The 17,853-nt window shown below is 65.4% G+C and carries 16 protein-coding genes; 9 read left to right on the top strand and 7 right to left on the bottom strand.

All coding sequences use genetic code 11. The features are described from left to right. The first annotated feature begins 26 nt into the window (after positions 1-26). From U0023_RS00275 to U0023_RS00290, 4 genes are all read left to right on the top strand, one after another. Entirely contained in the window at positions 27-2,573 is a 2,547-nt protein-coding gene (locus tag U0023_RS00275; RefSeq protein ID WP_009764373.1) for an LPS-assembly protein LptD, read from the top strand. Then, a complete protein-coding gene (pdxA, locus tag U0023_RS00280) occupies positions 2,573-3,583 on the top strand; it encodes a 4-hydroxythreonine-4-phosphate dehydrogenase PdxA (protein ID WP_009764372.1) in 1,011 nt (336 codons plus the stop codon). Before U0023_RS00275 ends, pdxA begins: the two co-directional genes overlap by 1 nt. Then, positions 3,580-4,440, top strand: coding sequence for a 16S rRNA (adenine(1518)-N(6)/adenine(1519)-N(6))-dimethyltransferase RsmA (rsmA, locus tag U0023_RS00285; protein ID WP_009764371.1), 861 nt, complete (start codon positions 3,580-3,582; stop codon positions 4,438-4,440). The genes pdxA and rsmA overlap by 4 nt, the downstream gene beginning before the upstream one ends. A 151-nt stretch (positions 4,441-4,591) precedes the next feature. Then, a complete protein-coding gene (locus tag U0023_RS00290; protein WP_009764370.1) occupies positions 4,592-5,704 on the top strand; it encodes a D-alanine--D-alanine ligase family protein in 1,113 nt (370 codons plus the stop codon). A gap of 6 nt (positions 5,705-5,710) precedes the next feature. Here U0023_RS00290 and gmk read toward each other — a convergent pair whose 3' ends face one another. The 7 genes from gmk to fabD form a co-directional block, all read right to left on the bottom strand. Beyond that, a complete protein-coding gene (gmk, locus tag U0023_RS00295) occupies positions 5,711-6,376 on the bottom strand; it encodes a guanylate kinase (protein ID WP_009764369.1) in 666 nt (221 codons plus the stop codon). Beyond that, complete coding sequence (locus U0023_RS00300) at positions 6,366-7,253, bottom strand: YicC/YloC family endoribonuclease (protein WP_009764368.1); 888 nt, start codon at positions 7,251-7,253, stop codon at positions 6,366-6,368. Before U0023_RS00300 ends, gmk begins: the two co-directional genes overlap by 11 nt. 92 nt (positions 7,254-7,345) lie before the next feature. Next, positions 7,346-8,707 (bottom strand): endolytic transglycosylase MltG, encoded by a 1,362-nt coding sequence (gene mltG / locus U0023_RS00305; RefSeq protein ID WP_009764367.1) that lies wholly within the window; start codon positions 8,705-8,707, stop codon positions 7,346-7,348. A gap of 180 nt (positions 8,708-8,887) precedes the next feature. Continuing rightward, the gene (gene fabF, locus U0023_RS00310) at positions 8,888-10,150 is read right to left on the bottom strand and encodes a beta-ketoacyl-ACP synthase II (RefSeq protein ID WP_009764366.1); all 1,263 of its coding nucleotides are present in this window, start codon (positions 10,148-10,150) and stop codon (positions 8,888-8,890) included. Positions 10,151-10,219: 69 nt separating this feature from the next. Continuing rightward, positions 10,220-10,456 carry an acyl carrier protein gene (locus U0023_RS00315; protein ID WP_009764365.1) on the bottom strand — a complete coding sequence of 79 codons (237 nt, stop codon included), beginning with the start codon at positions 10,454-10,456 and terminating at the stop codon, positions 10,220-10,222. 234 nt (positions 10,457-10,690) lie between these two features. Then, on the bottom strand, positions 10,691-11,428 hold the full coding sequence (gene fabG / locus U0023_RS00320; RefSeq protein ID WP_009764364.1) for a 3-oxoacyl-[acyl-carrier-protein] reductase: 738 nt from the start codon (positions 11,426-11,428) through the stop codon (positions 10,691-10,693). A gap of 10 nt (positions 11,429-11,438) precedes the next feature. Beyond that, a complete protein-coding gene (gene fabD / locus U0023_RS00325) occupies positions 11,439-12,386 on the bottom strand; it encodes an ACP S-malonyltransferase (RefSeq protein WP_009764363.1) in 948 nt (315 codons plus the stop codon). Positions 12,387-12,791: 405 nt separating this feature from the next. On the opposite strand from fabD, the gene rpoZ reads away from it, so the two are divergent. From rpoZ to pyrE, 5 genes are all read left to right on the top strand, one after another. Next, the gene (rpoZ, locus tag U0023_RS00330; protein ID WP_009764362.1) at positions 12,792-13,199 is read left to right on the top strand and encodes a DNA-directed RNA polymerase subunit omega; all 408 of its coding nucleotides are present in this window, start codon (positions 12,792-12,794) and stop codon (positions 13,197-13,199) included. A 182-nt stretch (positions 13,200-13,381) separates the two neighbouring features. Beyond that, the gene (locus tag U0023_RS00335; RefSeq protein WP_009764361.1) at positions 13,382-15,553 is read left to right on the top strand and encodes a RelA/SpoT family protein; all 2,172 of its coding nucleotides are present in this window, start codon (positions 13,382-13,384) and stop codon (positions 15,551-15,553) included. A 37-nt stretch (positions 15,554-15,590) separates the two neighbouring features. Then, positions 15,591-16,304: an alanyl-tRNA editing protein gene (locus tag U0023_RS00340; RefSeq protein ID WP_009764360.1), complete on the top strand. Its 714-nt coding sequence runs from the start codon at positions 15,591-15,593 to the stop codon at positions 16,302-16,304. A 44-nt stretch (positions 16,305-16,348) separates the two neighbouring features. Beyond that, complete coding sequence (locus U0023_RS00345) at positions 16,349-17,041, top strand: gamma-glutamyl-gamma-aminobutyrate hydrolase family protein (protein ID WP_009764359.1); 693 nt, start codon at positions 16,349-16,351, stop codon at positions 17,039-17,041. Between the two features lie 191 nt (positions 17,042-17,232). Beyond that, the gene (gene pyrE / locus U0023_RS00350) at positions 17,233-17,817 is read left to right on the top strand and encodes an orotate phosphoribosyltransferase (protein WP_009764358.1); all 585 of its coding nucleotides are present in this window, start codon (positions 17,233-17,235) and stop codon (positions 17,815-17,817) included. Positions 17,818-17,853 lie beyond the last annotated feature (36 nt).

Raw genomic sequence — 17,853 nt, forward strand, 5'->3', positions numbered from 1 at the left:
ATAAAAAGGTTTGTTAAGGAGTGGGGATGCGGCAGCGGCTTAAGACAACGATCGCAACGTCTGCGATCGCAGCGGCTCTGTTAGCTGCTGGGTCTGTGCCTGCGCTCGCCCAGGCGACCCTGAACGACGCCATCGCCGGGCGCGCTAAATCCGGATCGGGCCAGGATCGCCTTCTCGTTGACGCTAAGGAAATCGTTTACGACAACGACAAGAACACGATCGCCGCTTCCGGCGACGTACAGATGAACTACCAGGGCCGGACGCTCCAGGCCGATCGGGTCACCTACGACCGGAACACCGGCCGCGTCTTCGCCGAAGGCAATGCCCGCCTCACCGATGCCAGCGGCACCGTCGCCACGGGCGACCGATTCGAGCTGACGGACGACTTCAAGAACGGCTTCATCGATTCCCTGAGAGTGGTCCAGACCACCGTCGAGCAGGGCCGCCCGCTCACGACCCGCTTCTCCGCCCCCCGGGCCGAACGCGCCGAGGGCGAGACGACGGTTTTCGAGCGCGGCACCTACACGGCCTGCGAACCCTGTAAGGACAACCCGGAGCGGCCGCCTCTCTGGCAGGTCAAGGCCGCCAAGATCATTCACAACAACAGCGAACGGACCATCTATTACGAGGACGCTACCCTCGAGCTCCTCGGCATTCCGGTCGCCTACATGCCCTATTTCTGGACGCCGGATCCGACGGTCAAGCGCAAGACGGGCTTCCTGTCGCCGCGTTATGTCTATTCCAGCTCCCTCGGCTACGGCGGCTCCGTGCCGTTCTTCTGGGCGATCGCGCCGAACTACGACCTGACCCTCAGCCCGACCTATCTGAGCCGGCAGGGTCTTCTCGCCCAAGCCGAATGGCGTCACCGGCTCGACAACGGCACCTACACCATCCGCGCCGCCGGTATCTCGCAGCAGGATCCCGAAGCCTTCCTTCCCTCTCCGAACGGAGCAGGTGATCGCGACTTCCGCGGCTCGCTGGAGACGAACGGCCTGTTCTACATCAACCAGAACTGGCGCTGGGGCTGGGATATCGCCCTGCTGTCCGACAAGTGGTTCCTGTCGAACTACAAGATCCGCAGCGAGAGCCTCAGCTCGTACTACGTCAAGGAGTCGATCTCGACCCTGTATCTGCAGGGCGCGGGCGACCGCTCCTTCTTCGACATGCGGGGCTACTACTTCCAGACCCTGTCGAGCTCCGATTGGCAGAAGCAGCAGCCGGTCGTCGCTCCCGTTCTCGACTACAACAAGCGCTTTACGCCCTCGACCATCGGCGGCGAGTTCGCGCTCGACGTGAACGTGACGCACCTTTCCCGCGATGCCGCGCAGTTCGATCCATTGTCGATTGCGAACACGACCCGTTTCGGCGTTGCTCAGACCTGCATCATCTTCGACCCTGCTCAGTGCCTTGTCCGGGGCATCAGCGGCTCGACTTCCCGCGCGTCCGTCACCGCCTCTTGGCGCCGTGAGTTCGTCGATCCGGCCGGTCAGGTCTGGACGCCGTTCGCCTATCTCCGGGCCGACAGCTTCTGGATTTCCCCGAACTTCAGCGGCTACCAGAACCCGCAGCTCGCGAACTATCTCGATCCGGGCGACGATTATCTCTTCCGGGCCATGCCGGCCGTGGGCGTCGAGTATCGCTATCCGTTCATCGCCAGCCTGGGCACCTCCGGCAAGCAGGTCCTCGAGCCGATCGCGCAGGTGATCGCACGTCCGAGCGAGACCCGGATCGGCAGCCTCCCCAACGAGGACGCCCAGAGCCTCGTGTTCGACGACACGTCCCTGTTCGATTGGGACAAGTTCTCCGGCTACGACCGGGTCGAAGGAGGCGTTCGCGCCAATGTCGGCATCCAGTACACCATCACGGGCGCCGACGACTTCTACGCCAACGTGCTCTTCGGGCAGTCCTATCAGATTGCGGGGCTCAACTCGTTCACCCATCCCGACCTCGCCAATGTCGGGCTGGATTCGGGGCTGGATTCCCGGGCCTCGGATTATGTCGGCCGCTTCCAGATCTCACCGAATGCGAACTTCGCTTTCGTGACCCGCGCGCGCTTCGACCAGGAAGATTTCGGCCTCAACCGGTTCGAAGCCGGATTCAGGGCGAACTTCAATCCGTACCTGCCGGTGTCGACCTCGGTGACCTATGCCAATTACGCGGCCCAGCCGGCCATCGGCTTCCCGCTGCGGCGCGAAGGCCTGCTCGGCACGGCCCGGTGGGATATCACGCCGAACTGGTACGTGTCCGGCTCGGTCCTCCTCGATCTCGACCGCTATCTCCTGGCGCGTGAAACCTATCTGACCCAATTCGCCCTCAACCCCGAGACGGCCGTCTACAACCGGCAGAACGTCGCCTATGTGAGCGGCATGTCGCTCGGAATCGGCTATATGGACGAATGCACCACATTCTCCCTCAGCTACAGCGTGACCCCGCGCGAAGTGGTGCGGAATTCGGGTGAGAGAAGCCAGAATCAAACCATCGCGTTCACTCTCGAATTCCGCTCTCTCGGCGAAGTGGGCTATACTCAGAACCTCAGCGGCCTTTCCTCGGAAGAAGGTGTATCGACCCAGTGATGGGGCTCCAACAGCGCCCTTCTCTCCTCCTGACACAGGGTGATCCGGCCGGGATCGGACCCGAATTGAGCCTGAGGGCCTGGCTGGAACGGGACGCCGCGTCTCTTCCGGCCTTCGGGGTCGTCGGCGATCCCGGGCATCTCGATCGCGTCGCGAAGCGCTATGGCTGGGACGTCCCCATCGTGGCCGTCGAACCGGACCAGATTCGAGCCGCCTTTTCGCACGCGCTCCCTGTCGTTCCGTTGAGCGCGCCGGTTTCCGCGGAGCCGGGAAAACCCGACCCGGCCCATGCTGCATCCGTCATCGAATCCATCGGGACGGCCGTTCGCCTCGTGCGAGCGGGCTCGGCGGCCGCCGTCGTGACGAACCCCATCGCCAAGCACGTTCTCTACGAGGCCGGCTTCCGGCATCCGGGCCATACGGAGTTTCTTGCGGCTCTCGCAGCGGAAGGCGGACCGGAGACATACCACCCCGTCATGATGCTCTGGAGCGAGCCGCTCGCCGTCGTCCCCGTCACGGTGCATATTCCCCTGGCGGATGTGCCCGCGGCCCTGACCACGGACCTGATCGTCCTCACAGGCCGGATCGTCGCCCGGGAGCTGCGGCAGCGGTTCGGCGTCGAGAACCCGAGGCTCGCCCTCGCGGGGCTCAACCCCCATGCGGGCGAAAGCGGCGCGATGGGCACGGAGGACGAGTCCGTCATCGTCCCGGCGGCCGACATCCTGCGGTCGGAGGGCATCGACGTGACGGGCCCCCTGTCGGCGGACACCATGTTCCATGCCCGAGCGCGCAGCCGGTACGATGCAGCCCTTGCCATGTACCACGATCAGGCGCTGATCCCCATCAAGACCATCGCCTTCGACGAAGCCGTCAACGTGACCCTCGGGCTGCCCTTCGTGCGGACTTCGCCCGACCACGGCACGGCTTTCGACATTGCCGGCAAGGGGATCGCCCGCCCCGACAGCCTCATGGCGGCCCTGAAGCTGGCCGCCCGCCTGACAAGCCCATGAGCCAGATCGACGATCTTCCCCCGTTGCGCGAGGTCGTGCGCACGCACGGTCTGATGGCCAAGAAATCGCTCGGCCAGAATTTCCTGTTCGACCTCAACCTCACCAGCCGCATCGCCCGCTCGGCGGGCCCGCTGGAGGATGCCACCGTCATCGAAGTCGGCCCCGGCCCCGGAGGCCTCACCCGCGCCATCCTGGCGGCGGGCGCGAAGAAGGTCATCGCCATCGAGCGCGACAGCCGCTGCCTGCCCGCCCTTGCCGAGATCGCCGAGCATTATCCGGGACGGCTGGAGGTCGTCGAAGCCGACGCGCTCGCGTTCGATCCGCGCCCGTTGGTCGGCGACGGGCTCGTGCGGATCATCGCCAACCTGCCCTACAATGTCGGCACGGCCCTTCTGACCGGCTGGCTCACCGGCGAGGCCTGGCCGCCCTGGTGGGCCGCGCTCACCCTCATGTTCCAGCGCGAGGTGGCCGAGCGCATCGTCGCGGACGAAGATGATCCGAAGAACTATGGCAGGCTCGGCGTCCTCTGCGGCTGGCGGACGGAGGCGCGCATCCTCTTCGACGTACCGCCCTCCGCCTTCGTGCCGCCGCCGAAGATCACGTCGAGCATCGTGCACCTGACCCCGCGGGCCAACCCGCTGCCCTGCCGCATCGGCGCCCTCGAAGCTGTCACCCGCGCCGCCTTCGGGCAGCGCCGCAAGATGCTGCGCCAGAGCCTGAAATCCATCGCTCCCGACCCGGCCGCGATGATCGCAGCGGCCGGGCTGGAGGAGACGATCCGCGCGGAGAACATCCCGGTAGAGGGCTATGTTGCCCTGGCGAATGCCTATGATGCCTTGAGGCATCGGCAGAGCTGAGACGCTCGTCGTCCCTCGCCATCCCGCCATTCCCGCCTATATGAAGCCGCTGGACCGGCGCGGGGGCTCCTCTTCATGAGACCTTAACCGCGCCCTTCCATGATGGGATCATCGTGAGCGGCTCAACCGGCCGCGAAAGGAGAAGGCGGGAATGTCGCAGCCGCGCAAGACGATCGGGCTTCTGTTCGGGGGACGCTCGGCGGAGCATGAAGTCTCGAAACTGTCGGCGGCCAATGTCCTGCGGGCTCTCGATCCCGACCGCTACGACATCGTCCCCATCGGCATCGGCCGGGACGGACGTTGGCTTCTCTGCGACAATGGCAATGGTGGCGGAAGGGGTGCGAAATCCCTGGAGATCCCGGACGGCGCCCCGCAGGTAGCCCTCCTCCCCGGTGGCGCGGGCGAGATGATCGTGCTGAACGGCGCCGGGCCCGCGCGCTCCCTCAACCTCGATGCGGTCGTGCCCGTGCTACACGGTCCCAACGGCGAGGACGGAACGGTCCAGGGCTTTCTCGAACTGGCCAATGTTGCCTATGTGGGCTCTGGCGTCATGGGCTCCGCCGCCGGCATGGATAAGGACATCGCCAAGCGTCTCCTGCGCGACAGCGGCCTCCCGGTGGTGCCGTTCCTGACGCTGACCGCGCGCAGCCACGTCGATTACAAGGCCGCAAAGGACGCGCTCGGAACGGCCGATCTCTTCGTCAAGCCGGCCAATATGGGCTCGTCCGTCGGCGTGTCCCGCGCGTCGTCCGCGGAGGAATTCGACAGGGCCTGCGAGCGTGCGTTCAGGTACGACGGCAAGGTGCTCGTGGAGCGCAGCGTCACGGGCGCCCGGGAGATCGAGTGCTCCGTGCTCGAGGATGCCTCGGGCGACGTCCGCGCCTCTCCGCTGGGCGAGATCGTGCCGGCCGACAGCCACGGGTTCTACAGCTACGACGCCAAGTATATCGATGCGGATGGTGCGCTCCTGCGCATCCCGGCGGAACTCTCATCCTTCGCGGCTGGTCGCATCCAGGATCTTGCCGTCGCAACCTTCAAGACGCTCGCCTGCGAGGGGCTGGCCCGTGTCGACTTCTTCCTGGATCCCAGGAACGACGACGGCCTCTACATCAACGAGGTGAATACCCTGCCCGGTTTCACGGCGATCAGCATGTACCCCAAGCTCTGGGAAGCGGGCGGCCTGCCGCAGAGCGAGCTGATGGAAGTGCTGCTGGGACACGCCATCGCCCGCCACGAACGCCGGAACGCGCTCGCGCTGGTGTGAGCAGGCTCAGTCGATCGTCTCGGCGAGCAAGCCTTCGACGAACTCGGAGAGGCCGACGAGGCGTTCGCGCTTGAGGCGCTCGGCCGCCTGAATGGCTTTCAGGCTCTCGAAGGACTTGCCGAGATCCTCGTTGACGATCACGTAATCGTACTCGACCCAGCGCTCCATCTCGATGCGGGCATTGGCGAGACGCTTGGCGATGACGTCGGGCGCATCTTCCGCGCGACGTTCGAGCCTCGCCTTCAGTTCCTTGAAGCTCGGCGGCAGGACGAAGACGGTCACCACGTCGTCCGGCAGCTTCTGCCGGACCTGACGGGTCCCCTGGTAGTCGATATCGAAGACCATGTCCTGGCCGGATGCCAGGGTCCTCTCCACGGGCTTGCGCGGCGTGCCGTAGAAGTTGCCGTGCACCTCGGCCCATTCCAGGAGCTCGTCGCGATCCCGCATCGCCAGGAACTCTTCCACGTCGATGAAATGATAGTGCCGTCCCTCGATCTCGGAGGGACGCTTGGGGCGGGTCGTCACGGAAACGGATAGGACACCGGCCCGCTCTTCCACGAGGCTGCGAGTGAGCGTGGTCTTACCGGCGCCGGACGGCGAGGACAGGATGAGGATGAGGCCGCGACGGCCGACCGGAGGCTTCGAATCTTGGTTCACCGCATCACTCCACATTCTGAACCTGCTCGCGGAATTGCTCGATCACGGCCTTCAATTCAAGCCCGATCCGCGAGAGGGATACGTCGTTGGCCTTCGCACACAGGGTATTCGCCTCGCGGCCGAACTCCTGCGCCAGAAAATCGAGCCGTCGGCCGACCGATCCGCCCTCCTGCAGCAGTCCCCTCGCGGCATCCACATGGGCGCGCAAACGGTCGAGCTCCTCGCGGATGTCGGCCCGCGCGGCGATGAGCACGGCCTCCTGATGCAGCCGCGCCGGATCGAGGCTGGTCTTGCCGTCGAGCAACTCGGCGATCTGCGCCTCCAGGCGGGCGCGAATGGCGTCGGGCTGACGGGCCGGCGCCGCTTCGGCTTCGTCGACGAGGCGCGAGATGATGTCGAGCTGCTGGCCGAGGACGGCAGCGAGCGCCTGCCCCTCCTTCAGTCGCACCGCCTTGAGCGATTCGATCAGCGCGCCGATCCCTGCCCGCAAGGCCGCCACGAGGTCCTCGTCCTGCAATGGATCGGCGGCATCGTCGTCGAGCTCGACCACGCCGCGCACCGACAGGAGACCGTCGAGGGAAGCAGGCTGCACGTTGTCCGGGAGCGACAGGCCGCCGATGGCCGAGAGCAGCGATTGCAGCACGTCCTGGTTCACGCGCAGCTTGGGTGCGGACGTCGCCTTGCCGAGCGCCAGATTGAGCTGGCCCTGGCCGCGGGTCAGGGCCTTGAGGATCAGGCCCCGCGCTTCCTCGCCGATGGTGTCGAGACCCGAGGGAGTTCGGACGCGGACCTCGAGGCCACGTCCGTTCACCGTCTTGAGCTCCCAGGCCCATTGATAGGATCCGGTGACGCCGGCCTCACGGGCGAAGCCGGTCATGCTCGCAATGGACATACGCTAACCTCGAACGGAATGAAAAAACCGGCGCGACCATAATGCGCGCCGGTGCAAGTGTCGACGAGCGATCTCGATCCAGCCTAGGCGGTTCACGGCTGCCGGAGGGCCGGAACGTTCTTCGGACTGTTCAGATCGAAGCTCTTGTTCTTGAGCGGATCCTTTTCGGTTCCCTCACTGGCGTCGAAGCCGCGTCCCAGACGCCCGCCGGCCGTGGGCTGTGCATTGGCGGAACCACGCAGGGCGGGCGGCGCACCGGCAGGCAGGTTCGTCTGCTCGCCATCCGGCACCACCCGGTCGACGTCGTCGGCTCCAGGCGCCGGGCGGGTCTTCTCGATCTGCCGCCAGCGCGCCACGTTGCGCTGATGCTGCTCGTACGATTCGGCGAAGGCATGGCCTCCCGAGCCGTCGGCCACGAAGTACAGATCCTTGGTGCGCGAGGGGTTGGCTACGGCTTCGAGGGCGGCGCGGCCCGGATTGGCGATCGGCCCGGGCGGAAGGCCTTCGACCACATAGGTGTTGTAGGGCGTCGCAGCCTCGATCTCGCTGCGCAGGATGCCGCGTCCCAGCGTGCCTTTGCCGCCGACCAATCCGTAGACGATGGTCGGATCGGACTGGAGCTTCATTCGCCTCTGCAGGCGGTTGATGAAGACGCCGGCCACACGGGTGCGCTCGTCCGCCCGGCCCGTCTCCTTCTCGACGATGGAGGCCAGGATCACGAGTTCTTGCGGGGACTTGATCGGCAGCTCGTTCGAGCGGCGCTGCCAGATCTGCTCGATGGCCTGGCGCTGGGCCGCCTGCATGGTGGCGATGATCTGCTGGCGGGTCGTGCCGCGCTCGAACTTGTAGGTATCGGGCAGGAGCGAGCCTTCGCGCGGGGTTTCGGCCACGTCGCCGGTGAGGATCTCGTGCTCGTAGAGCCGGCCGACGATCTGCTCGCTGGTCAGCCCCTCGGGAATCGTCACTGCATGCAGGATCGCCTTGCCCTGGATGAGGGTATCGATGGCATCCTCGATGCTGGTGCCGGCCTTGAACTGGAACTCGCCGGCCTTCAGCTGACCGCGCTGCCGGTTCATATGGGCATAGATCTGGAACAGCAGCGGCTGGTTGATGACGCCCTCGTCCTTGAGGATGTTGGCGATCTCGCCCGTGCCGGTGTTGCGGGGAATCACGACGACCTTGTCGCTCTGCAGGGGGCCCTGGACCGTCACCTCGTGCTGCAGCACGGAGAAGCCGAAGATCCCGGCGATCGCCAGAGCCACGAACAGGGTCAACAGGCCGCTCAGGAGCGACAGCATTCCCCTGCGGCGGCGGCGGAGTTTCGGTGGCGGGGGCGGAGCCATCGACGGCTTGATGGCTTCATTGGGAGACCGGGGGGCGAGACGGGGCTGCGCCGATCCGTGATCGGGTTCGTCGACCGGAGGGAGAAGGATCTTTTTCTTTCGTCCGAACATCACGCCGCTTTTCTCGTATCGGCCGGCGGTCCTGCCGGTCCGCCGACACCCTAACAGGGATTATGGCGAAAAGCCGTAACAGACCTCCCCGCCCTCGCATCGGACCCGAAATCGGCGCATCGCTCGCGTGGACAACCGGTCCACTGTCGCTGACGTGGCCCTTCGGGTCCGCACGATGCGCTATGCTACGCGACGAAGAATGAGCGAAGCGTTAGTCCCGCCGAACCCGAAGGAGTTCGACAAGGCGGTGTTGATCTCCTTCCGCTTGGCCTTTTTAGGCACGAGATCGATCGCCGTCTCGACGGAGGGGTTGTCCAGGTTGATGGTCGGCGGAGCGATCCCGTCCCGGATCGCCAGCACCGAGAAGATCGCTTCCACGGCGCCCGCGGCCCCCAGGAGATGGCCGATGGCGGACTTCGTGGAGGACATGGTCAGCTTGTCCGCCGCATTGCCGACGATCCGTTCGATGGCTTTCAGCTCGATCTCGTCACCCAGCGGCGTCGAGGTGCCGTGCGCGTTCACATAGTCGATTTCGGACACCTGGATGCCGGCGCGCTTGATGGCGGCGGACATGCAGCGATAGGCCCCGTCGCCGTCCTCGGACGGCGAGGTGATGTGATAGGCATCGCCGGACAGGCCGTAGCCGATGACCTCGGCATAGATCTTGGCGCCGCGCGCCTTGGCATGCTCGTATTCTTCCAGAACGACGACGCCTGCGCCCTCGCCCATGACGAAGCCGTCACGGTCCTTGTCGTAGGGGCGCGAGCCGCGGGTCGGATCGTCGTTGAAATTCGTCGACAGGGCGCGGCAGGCGGCGAAACCCGCGATGGAAAGGCGGTTGATCGGGGATTCCGTGCCGCCGGCCACCATCACATCCGCATCGCCGAGGGCGATGAGGCGGGCCGCGTCGCCGATGGCGTGGGCGCCGGTGGAGCAGGCCGTCACGACCGCATGGTTCGGCCCCTTCAGGCCATGCTCGATGGACACGTAGCCGCCGGCCAGATTGATGAGGCGTCCGGGGATGAAGAAGGGCGAGATGCGCCGGGGACCGCGCTCGATCAGGGTGGCCGAGGCCTCGTAGATGCCGCCGATGCCGCCGATGCCGGAGCCGATCAGCACGCCGGTCGCGCATTGATCCTCGTAAGTCTTGGGCTCCCAGCCGGAATCCCGCAGGGCCATGGTGGAGGCAGCCATCGCATAGACGATGAAGGGATCGACCTTGCGCTGCTCCTTGGGCTCCATCCATTCGTCGGCGTTGAAGGTGCCGTTGGAACCGTCGCCGCGCGGGATCTGGCAGGCGATCTGGCACGCGAGATCATCGACCTGAAAATCCGTGACCTTGCCGGCCCCGCTCTGCCCCTCGACGAGGCGGGACCATGTGGCGTCGACACCGCTTCCAAGCGGAGTGACCATGCCAAGACCTGTGACAACTACCCGGCGCATGAATTCCTGCCCTATCGATCAATATAATTCGGGCGTCGGATGAGTCACCCGACGCCCTTTCCAGCCCTGTTAGGCTGCGTTCTTCTCGAGGAAGCGGATGGCGTCGCCGACCGTCACGATGGTCTCAGCCGCGTCGTCCGGGATCTCGACGTTGAACTCTTCCTCGAACGCCATCACCAGCTCGACCGTATCCAGGCTGTCGGCGCCCAGGTCGTCGATGAAGTTGGCGTTGTCGGTCACCTTGTCGGCTTCGACGCCGAGGTGCTCGACAACAATCTTCTTCACGCGATCAGCGACGTCACTCATCGTTTTTTCCTCAGTGGCTGCCGCCTCAGGAATTGGGCGGATTAAGAAATCAAATTAGATCAGCTGTTCAGCTGACAACGCTGAAACGGCTACCCTGCGCCGTGCAAAGCCGCATTTTTAAGCGCCGGTCAACCCCTTTGACCTGATCGGGATCATGCTTAACACAAGCTTATCCTCTCTGGCGAGGGGTGAACGGCACCTGCAAACAGATTCCGGAACAGGCGATAAGTTCCTTTAGAACATAGCCATTCCGCCGTTGACGTGCAGGGTTTGACCCGTCACGTAGGCGGCCTCGGCGGAGGCGAGATAAACAACCGACGAGGCGATCTCATCCCCCTGGCCGAGCCTTCCCATAGGGATGGTGCCGAGGATGCCCTCGCGCTGCTTCTCGTTCAGCACGTCGGTCATGGGCGACGCGATGAAGCCCGGGGCGACGCAGTTGACCGTGATGTTGCGGCTCGCCACCTCGGCGGCGAGCGCCTTGGTCATCCCGATCAGGCCCGCTTTCGAGGCCGCGTAATTGCCCTGTCCCGGATTGCCCGTCGAACCCACGACCGAGCCGATATTGACGATCCGACCGTAGCGCCGGCGCATCATGCCCTTCACGGCCGCCCGCGACAGGCGGAAGGAGGCGGTCAGGTTCACGGCGATGACCGTGTCCCATTCCTCGTCCTTCATGCGCATGAACAGGTTGTCCTTGGTCACGCCCGCGTTGTTGACCAGGATGTCGAGGCCGTCCATGGCGGCCTCTGCCGCCGGGACGAGGGCCTCGACCGAATCCTTGTCCGCCAAGTTCGCCTCGACGACGTGGACCCGCTCGCCCAAGGACGAGGCCAGCTCGTCGAGGGCCGAGCGTCGGGTGCCCGACAGGGTCACGATCGCGCCCTGGGCGTGGAGGGAGCGGGCGATGGCGCCGCCGATACCGCCTGTGGCGCCGGTGACGAGAGCCTTGCGGCCGGTGAGATCGAACATGCAGGGCTCCTTATGCGGTCAGAGAGGCTTTGAAGGCGGCGACATCCTCAGGGGTGCCGATGGCCGTAGCCGTGGTCCCGGCGGCGATGCGCTTCACGAGCCCGGTCAGGACTTTGCCCGACCCGACTTCATAAAATGCTTCGACACCCTGGGCGGCGATATAGGCCACGCTCTCGCGCCAGCGGACCGTCCCGGTGACCTGGCGGACGAGCGCATCCCGGATCGCCGCCGGGTCGGTGATGGGCCCGGCTTCCACGTTCGCCACGACCGGAACCACGGGAGCATTCACGGTCACGCCGGCCAGGGCCTCGCGCATGGCGTCGGCGGCGGGCTGCATGAGAGCGCAATGGAAGGGGGCGGACACGGCGAGCATCACGGCGCGTTTCGCGCCCTTGGTCTGGGCGATCGCCACGGCCCGTTCCACGGCGGCCTTATGGCCGGAAACGACCACCTGGGCGCCGCCATTGTCGTTGGCCGCGTCGCAGACCTCGCCCTGAGCCGCCTCGCCGGCGACCTCAAGGGCAGCGTCGTATTCCAGGCCGAGAAGCGCCGCCATGGCGCCCTGCCCTACGGCGACGGCGCCCTGCATGGCATTGCCGCGAATCCGCAGCAGGCGGGCCGTATCGGAGATCGAAAGGCTGCCGGCGGCGGCGAGCGCCGAATATTCGCCCAGCGAGTGCCCGGCCACGAAGGCGGCATGCTTCTTGAGGTCGAGACCGGCCTCGGCCTCCAGCACCCGGATCGCCGCCAGGCTCACGGCCATCAGAGCCGGCTGGGTGTTGGCCGTGAGGGTCAGCTCCTCGGCCGGGCCTTCCCACATGATGGTGGAAAGCCTCTGGGAGAGAGCCTCGTCCACCTCGTCGAAAACGGCCTTGGCCACCGGAAAGGCGTCGGCCAGGGCCTTGCCCATGCCGACGGCCTGGCTTCCCTGGCCGGGAAAAATGAATGCGCGCTTCATCGGGAGCGGACCCCTTCCTTGATAGAATCCGCGCGGGACTCGCACCGGGACGCTGAGGAGTCAAGGCAGAGAACACGCCGGCCGGCACTTGACCTGTTTATCAGATAAGGCGGCGCCAGCCGGTCAGAAGACTTTTATCGATGCCGCCTCGCCGGACGCCGAGCATGATCATAAGCCAAGCGATGGAATGCCCCGGCCCAAGCCGTCCCTTGCGTAAACCTGTCAACGCACACCTGAACTGACATGACAACGGCCCCGCTTGTAACGGCAGGGGCCCGGAGCGGGCGTGTGCGAGCGCACCTGCGGTTAAGTCCCTGCCGGAGAACGCTTCCTCTTGTTTTCTCGGTCCAACCGGTGTATCCGGTCCCCCTTCCGCTATTCTCATGACTGAAGAAGGAGCCCCGCATGGCTCGCGTGACCGTCGAAGACTGCATCGACAAGGTCGACAACCGGTTTGAGCTCGTTCTGCTGGCAAGCCACCGGGCCCGCCTCATTTCGTCGGGTTCCCCGCTGACGATCGACCGCGACCGCGACAAGAACCCCGTCGTGGCGCTGCGCGAGATCGCCGACGAGACGATCGCTCCCGATGACCTGAAGGAGCAGCTGATCCACTCGATGCAGAAATACGTCGAGGTGGATGAGCCGGAGGCCGAGGCCGTCCCCATGCTCAGCAATACGGCCGCCGCACCCTCGACCGGCGGCGACAACGATGCGGACGTCCAGTTCGACCGCATGAGCGAAGAAGACCTGCTTCGCGGCCTGGAGGGCCTCGTGCCCCCGAGCAGCAGCGCGGACGACGACGACCGCGAATAAGCTTCGCGACGATTTCAAAAGCCCGGCTCGATGCCGGGCTTTTTTGTTGGCTGGCTTAACCACGCCTCCGCATAGGCGGCCTGCGGCAAGCTATTCAGCTTGCGGTTGGAAGACGTTGTACAATATCTTCGATAGCTTCGTCATTTCAGCCAGATAACAGGACCAAAGGGGATCACGGCCGCATGATGCGCCAGTACGAACTTGTCGAGCGGGTCAAGCGTTACAACCCCTCGACCAACGAGGCGCTTCTCAACCGCGCTTACGTGTATGCCATGATGGCCCATGGCAACCAGAAGCGCGCATCCGGCGACCTGTTCTTCGGCCATCCCCTCGAAGTGGCGGCGATTCTCACGGATCTGAAGCTCGACGATGCCACCATCGCGGCGGCGGTCCTCCACGACACGGTGGAGGACACGCAGGCGACCCTGGAAGAGATCAACAAGACCTTCGGGCCGCAGATCGGCGCTCTCGTCGACGGCCTGACCAAGATCAAGCGGCTGGACCTCGTCTCGAAGCGGGCGGCCCAGGGCGAGAACTTCCGCAAGCTCCTGCTGGCCATCGCGGACGACGTGCGCGTGCTGCTGGTCAAGCTCGCCGACCGCCTGCACAACATGCGCACCCTCCAGTTCATGCCGGCGGAGAAGCGCAAGCGCATCGCGGAAGAGACCCTCGACATCTACGCTCCGCTCGCCGGACGCATGGGTATCCAGGAAATGCGCGAGGAGCTGGAGGAGCTCGCCTTCCAGAACCTCGATCCCGAGGCCTACGAGGCCATCAAGCGCCACCTGCACGAGCTTTCCGCCCGAAGCGAGAAGCTCGTCGAGGAAATCGAGCGCACGCTGACGACCAAGCTGCGCGCTCAAGGCATCGAGGCGATGGTGACGGGACGTCAGAAGCGGCCCTATTCCATCTGGCGCAAGATGGAGCGGAAATCCGTCTCCTTCGAGCAATTGTCCGATATCTTCGCGTTCCGGATCATCGTGAACACCATCGACGAGTGCTACCGGGCGCTGGGCGTCGTCCATACCAGCTGGCCGATGGTCCCGGGCCGCTACAAGGACTACATCTCGACGCCCAAGCAGAACGACTACAGGTCGATCCACACGACGGTGATCGGCCCCGGCAGCCAGCGCGTCGAACTCCAGATCCGCACGGAAGACATGGACGAGGTGGCGGAGTACGGCATCGCCGCCCACGCCCTCTACAAGGAGGGCGTCAACGACAATTCGCGCCTCGCCACGGAAAGCCGCGCCTATCAATGGCTGCGCCGGACCATCGACCTCCTCGCCGAGGGCGACAATCCGGAGGAGTTTCTCGAGCACACGAAGCTCGAACTCTTCCACGACCAGGTTTTCTGCTTCACGCCCAAGGGGCGCCTCATCGCCCTGCCGCGCGGGGCGACGCCCATCGACTTTGCCTACGCGGTCCACACCGACGTGGGCAACACCGCCGTCGGCTGCAAGATCAACGGCCGCATGTCGCCGCTCCTGACGGAGCTGCAGAACGGCGACGAGGTGGAAATCGTCCGCGCCGAGGGGCAGACGCCTCCGGCCGCCTGGGAATCGCTCGTGGTCACCGGCAAGGCCCGGGCCTCGATCCGCCGCGCCACCCGGGCCGCCGTGCGCCGGCAATATACGGGCCTGGGTCATCAGATCCTCGAGCGCGCCTTCGAGCGGGCCGGCCGTGCCTTCTCGGACGAGAAACTGAAGGGGGCCCTGCCCCGTCTGGCCCGAGTCTCGGTCGAAGACGTGCTGGCAGCCGTTGGCCGGGGCGAAATGTTCTCCGGCGACGTGGTGCGGGCCGTCTATCCCGACTACCTGGATGAGCGCCGTGCCGGCCCCGACGGCAAGGGCGGCGGGCAACCCGACGGCGCCGGTAGAAAGGCCGCGAGCGAGCATCCGGGCGGCATTCCGATCCGCGGCCTCAACAAGGACATGCCGATCCGATTCGCTCCGGAGGGCGGCGCCGTGCCGGGAGACCGCATCGTCGGAATCCTCACCCCCGGCGAAGGGGTCACGATCTACCCGATCCAGTCGCCGTCCCTGGCGGCCTTCGACAACGAGCCGGATCGCTGGATCGACGTTCGCTGGGATCTGGAATCAGGCTCCGCGCAGCGTTTCCCGGCGCGCATCAAGCTGCAATCCATCAACGAGCCCGGTTCGCTCGCGCAGATCACGCAGGTCATCGCCGACCATGACGGCAACATCGACAACGTCTCCATGAAGCGGCGCACGCAGGATTTCACCGACGTGACCATCGACCTGACGGTGTGGGACCTGAAGCACCTCAACGCCATCATCGCAGAGCTGCGCGCCAAGCGGGTCGTGAGCCGCGTCGACCGGGTGACCGGCTGAGGACGGGATGGTACATCGACAAGTGGATTGAGCAGCGATGCGCCTTCTTTGCCAGGAACGTGCCGACATACTCGAATACGAGGCTCCCGCGCTCGATGCACGACCGGGAGCGGTCCTCCTGGCGCAATCGCCTGTCTTTCCGGGTGGAGGCGGGCAGCTCTCGGATCGGGCGATCCTCGCCTGGTCCCATGGAGAAGCCGCCGTCACGTCCGTTCGCGTCGACGAGTGCGGCCTCTGGCACGAATTCGATTCCACCGAGGCGATTACCGGGACGGTGCGCATCGGCGTTGACGCAGCTTTCCGACGCCTGATGTGCGAGCTGCACACCCTCGCCCACATCGCCAACAGCATCGTCTTTCGCGAATTCGGCGGGGCGTTGCTGACGGGCGCGCAGCTCTCCGCCGATGGCACGTTCCGCGTGGACTTCGACCTGCCCGAGATCGACAATGACCGTCTCCGCGCGCTTGACGCACCCATCAACGACGTGATCCGCCAGGATCTCTCCGTCGGGGCCTTCTTCATGCACTGGGACGAAGCGGCGGCAACGCCCGGCCTCTTCCGGAGCAAGGCCGTCTCGCCGCCGCGTGGCGAGGATGGGCTCGTGCGCATCGTCGAAATCGCCGGGCTCGACCGCCAGGGCTGCGGCGGCACCCATCTGACGTCGACAGGACAGGCCCGCCCGGTCAAAATTCTGAAGGTCGACAACAAGGGACGGCAGAACCGCCGCATCAAGGTTGGCTTTGCCGATTGATCGGGGTTAAGGCCAAGGTGAAATCTCAGTTTCAGGACATCTCCATGCCAGCAAAGCCCCGCATCGCCGTCATCATGGATGAGAACAGCTCCGCAGGCGGCAACGCATACGACGTGTCCAAGGCCTATTTCGAGGCCGTGCATCGCGCGGGCGGAATGCCGTTCGGGATCCCCTATCTCGCCGACATGGTCGAAACCGTCGTGGCGGAGTTCGACGGCTTCATCAGCGTCGGCGGGCGCATCAGGTTTCCCGGCGAGTGGTATCCCCCGGGCGAGGGATCGCGGTATCCGTCCTCGGAGCGGCTCGCCGTGGAGCAGGCGCTCATGCGTGGCTTCCTGGAGCGCGACAAGCCGGTCCTGGGCATTTGCAACGGCATGCAGATGCTCGCCTGCCTCCATGGCGGGCGCATGGTGCACGAGATCCGGAAAACCGGCGCGCATATTCTCGACCACGACAGCCGGGGCGTGATGCACGCGGTCGAGGTGATGCCGGGGACGATGCTGTCGCGGATCGTGGGTACGTCGCGTCTCGACGTGAACAGCCGCCACCAGGAGGCCGTGGTCGAGGTATCGGACCAAGCCGTGATCTCCGCCCGGGCCGACGACGGGGTCATCGAAGCCGTCGAGATTCCTTCCCGCCGCTTCGCTGTCGGCGTTCAATGGCACCCCGAGCTCCTCGCCGCGCATGACAACCCATCCCGTCTGCTGTTCGCCGCCTTCGTCGAGGCAGCCCGCTGACCGGCCGAGGCCGGAGCAGAGATCGCAGCCCCAGTGGCTACGCTTCGACAAGGCGCTGCATGCCTTGTGCCGACACGACGCCGTTGAGGCGCAGCAGCGCGCAGGAAGTCCCGGGCGTATGAACGATTGCCCTTGCGTCCGAATGGGGCGCCTGCCAAAGAGCGCCTGTCCACGAGAAGAAAGGCCGCGCCATGACCCAGAATGAAGTTCTCGACGAATTCCGCTCCGCAGGCGCGCTGCTGGAGGGCCACTTCATTCTCTCGTCGGGCCTGCACAGCCCTGTCTTCCTGCAGAAAATGTTCGTGTTTCAGGACCCCGCGCGCACCGAGCGGGTCTGCCGTGCTCTGGCCGAGAAGATCCGTGAGGCCTTCGGATCCGTCGACTACGTGGTCTCCCCCGCGGTCGGCGGCATCGTGCCGGGCTACGAGACGGCCCGGCATCTGGGATGCAAGGCGATCTTCGTCGAGCGCGAGAACGGGGTCTTCGTCCTGCGCCGCGGCTTCACGATTCCCGAAGGGGCTCGGGTCGTCATGGTGGAGGACATCGTCACGACCGGCCTCTCCTCCCGGGAATGCCTGACAGCCCTGCGGGAGCATCCCGGCACGATTCTCGGCGCTGCCTGCCTCATCGACCGCTCCGGCGGCAAGGCGGATCTCGGCGTCCCCCTGGTGTCCCTCGTTCAGCTAGACATTCCGGCCTATGCTCCGGACCAGATTCCTGCCGAAATGGCCGCTCTCCCCGCCATTAAACCGGGCAGCCGCAGCCTCAAGTCATAAAAGCTGTTTAATTGTCACACAAAGGCTTGACTGCCT

Origin of the sequence: Microvirga lotononidis (assembly GCF_034627025.1) — a bacterium.
In the GTDB taxonomy this organism is placed as follows: Bacteria; Pseudomonadota; Alphaproteobacteria; order Rhizobiales; family Beijerinckiaceae; genus Microvirga; species Microvirga lotononidis.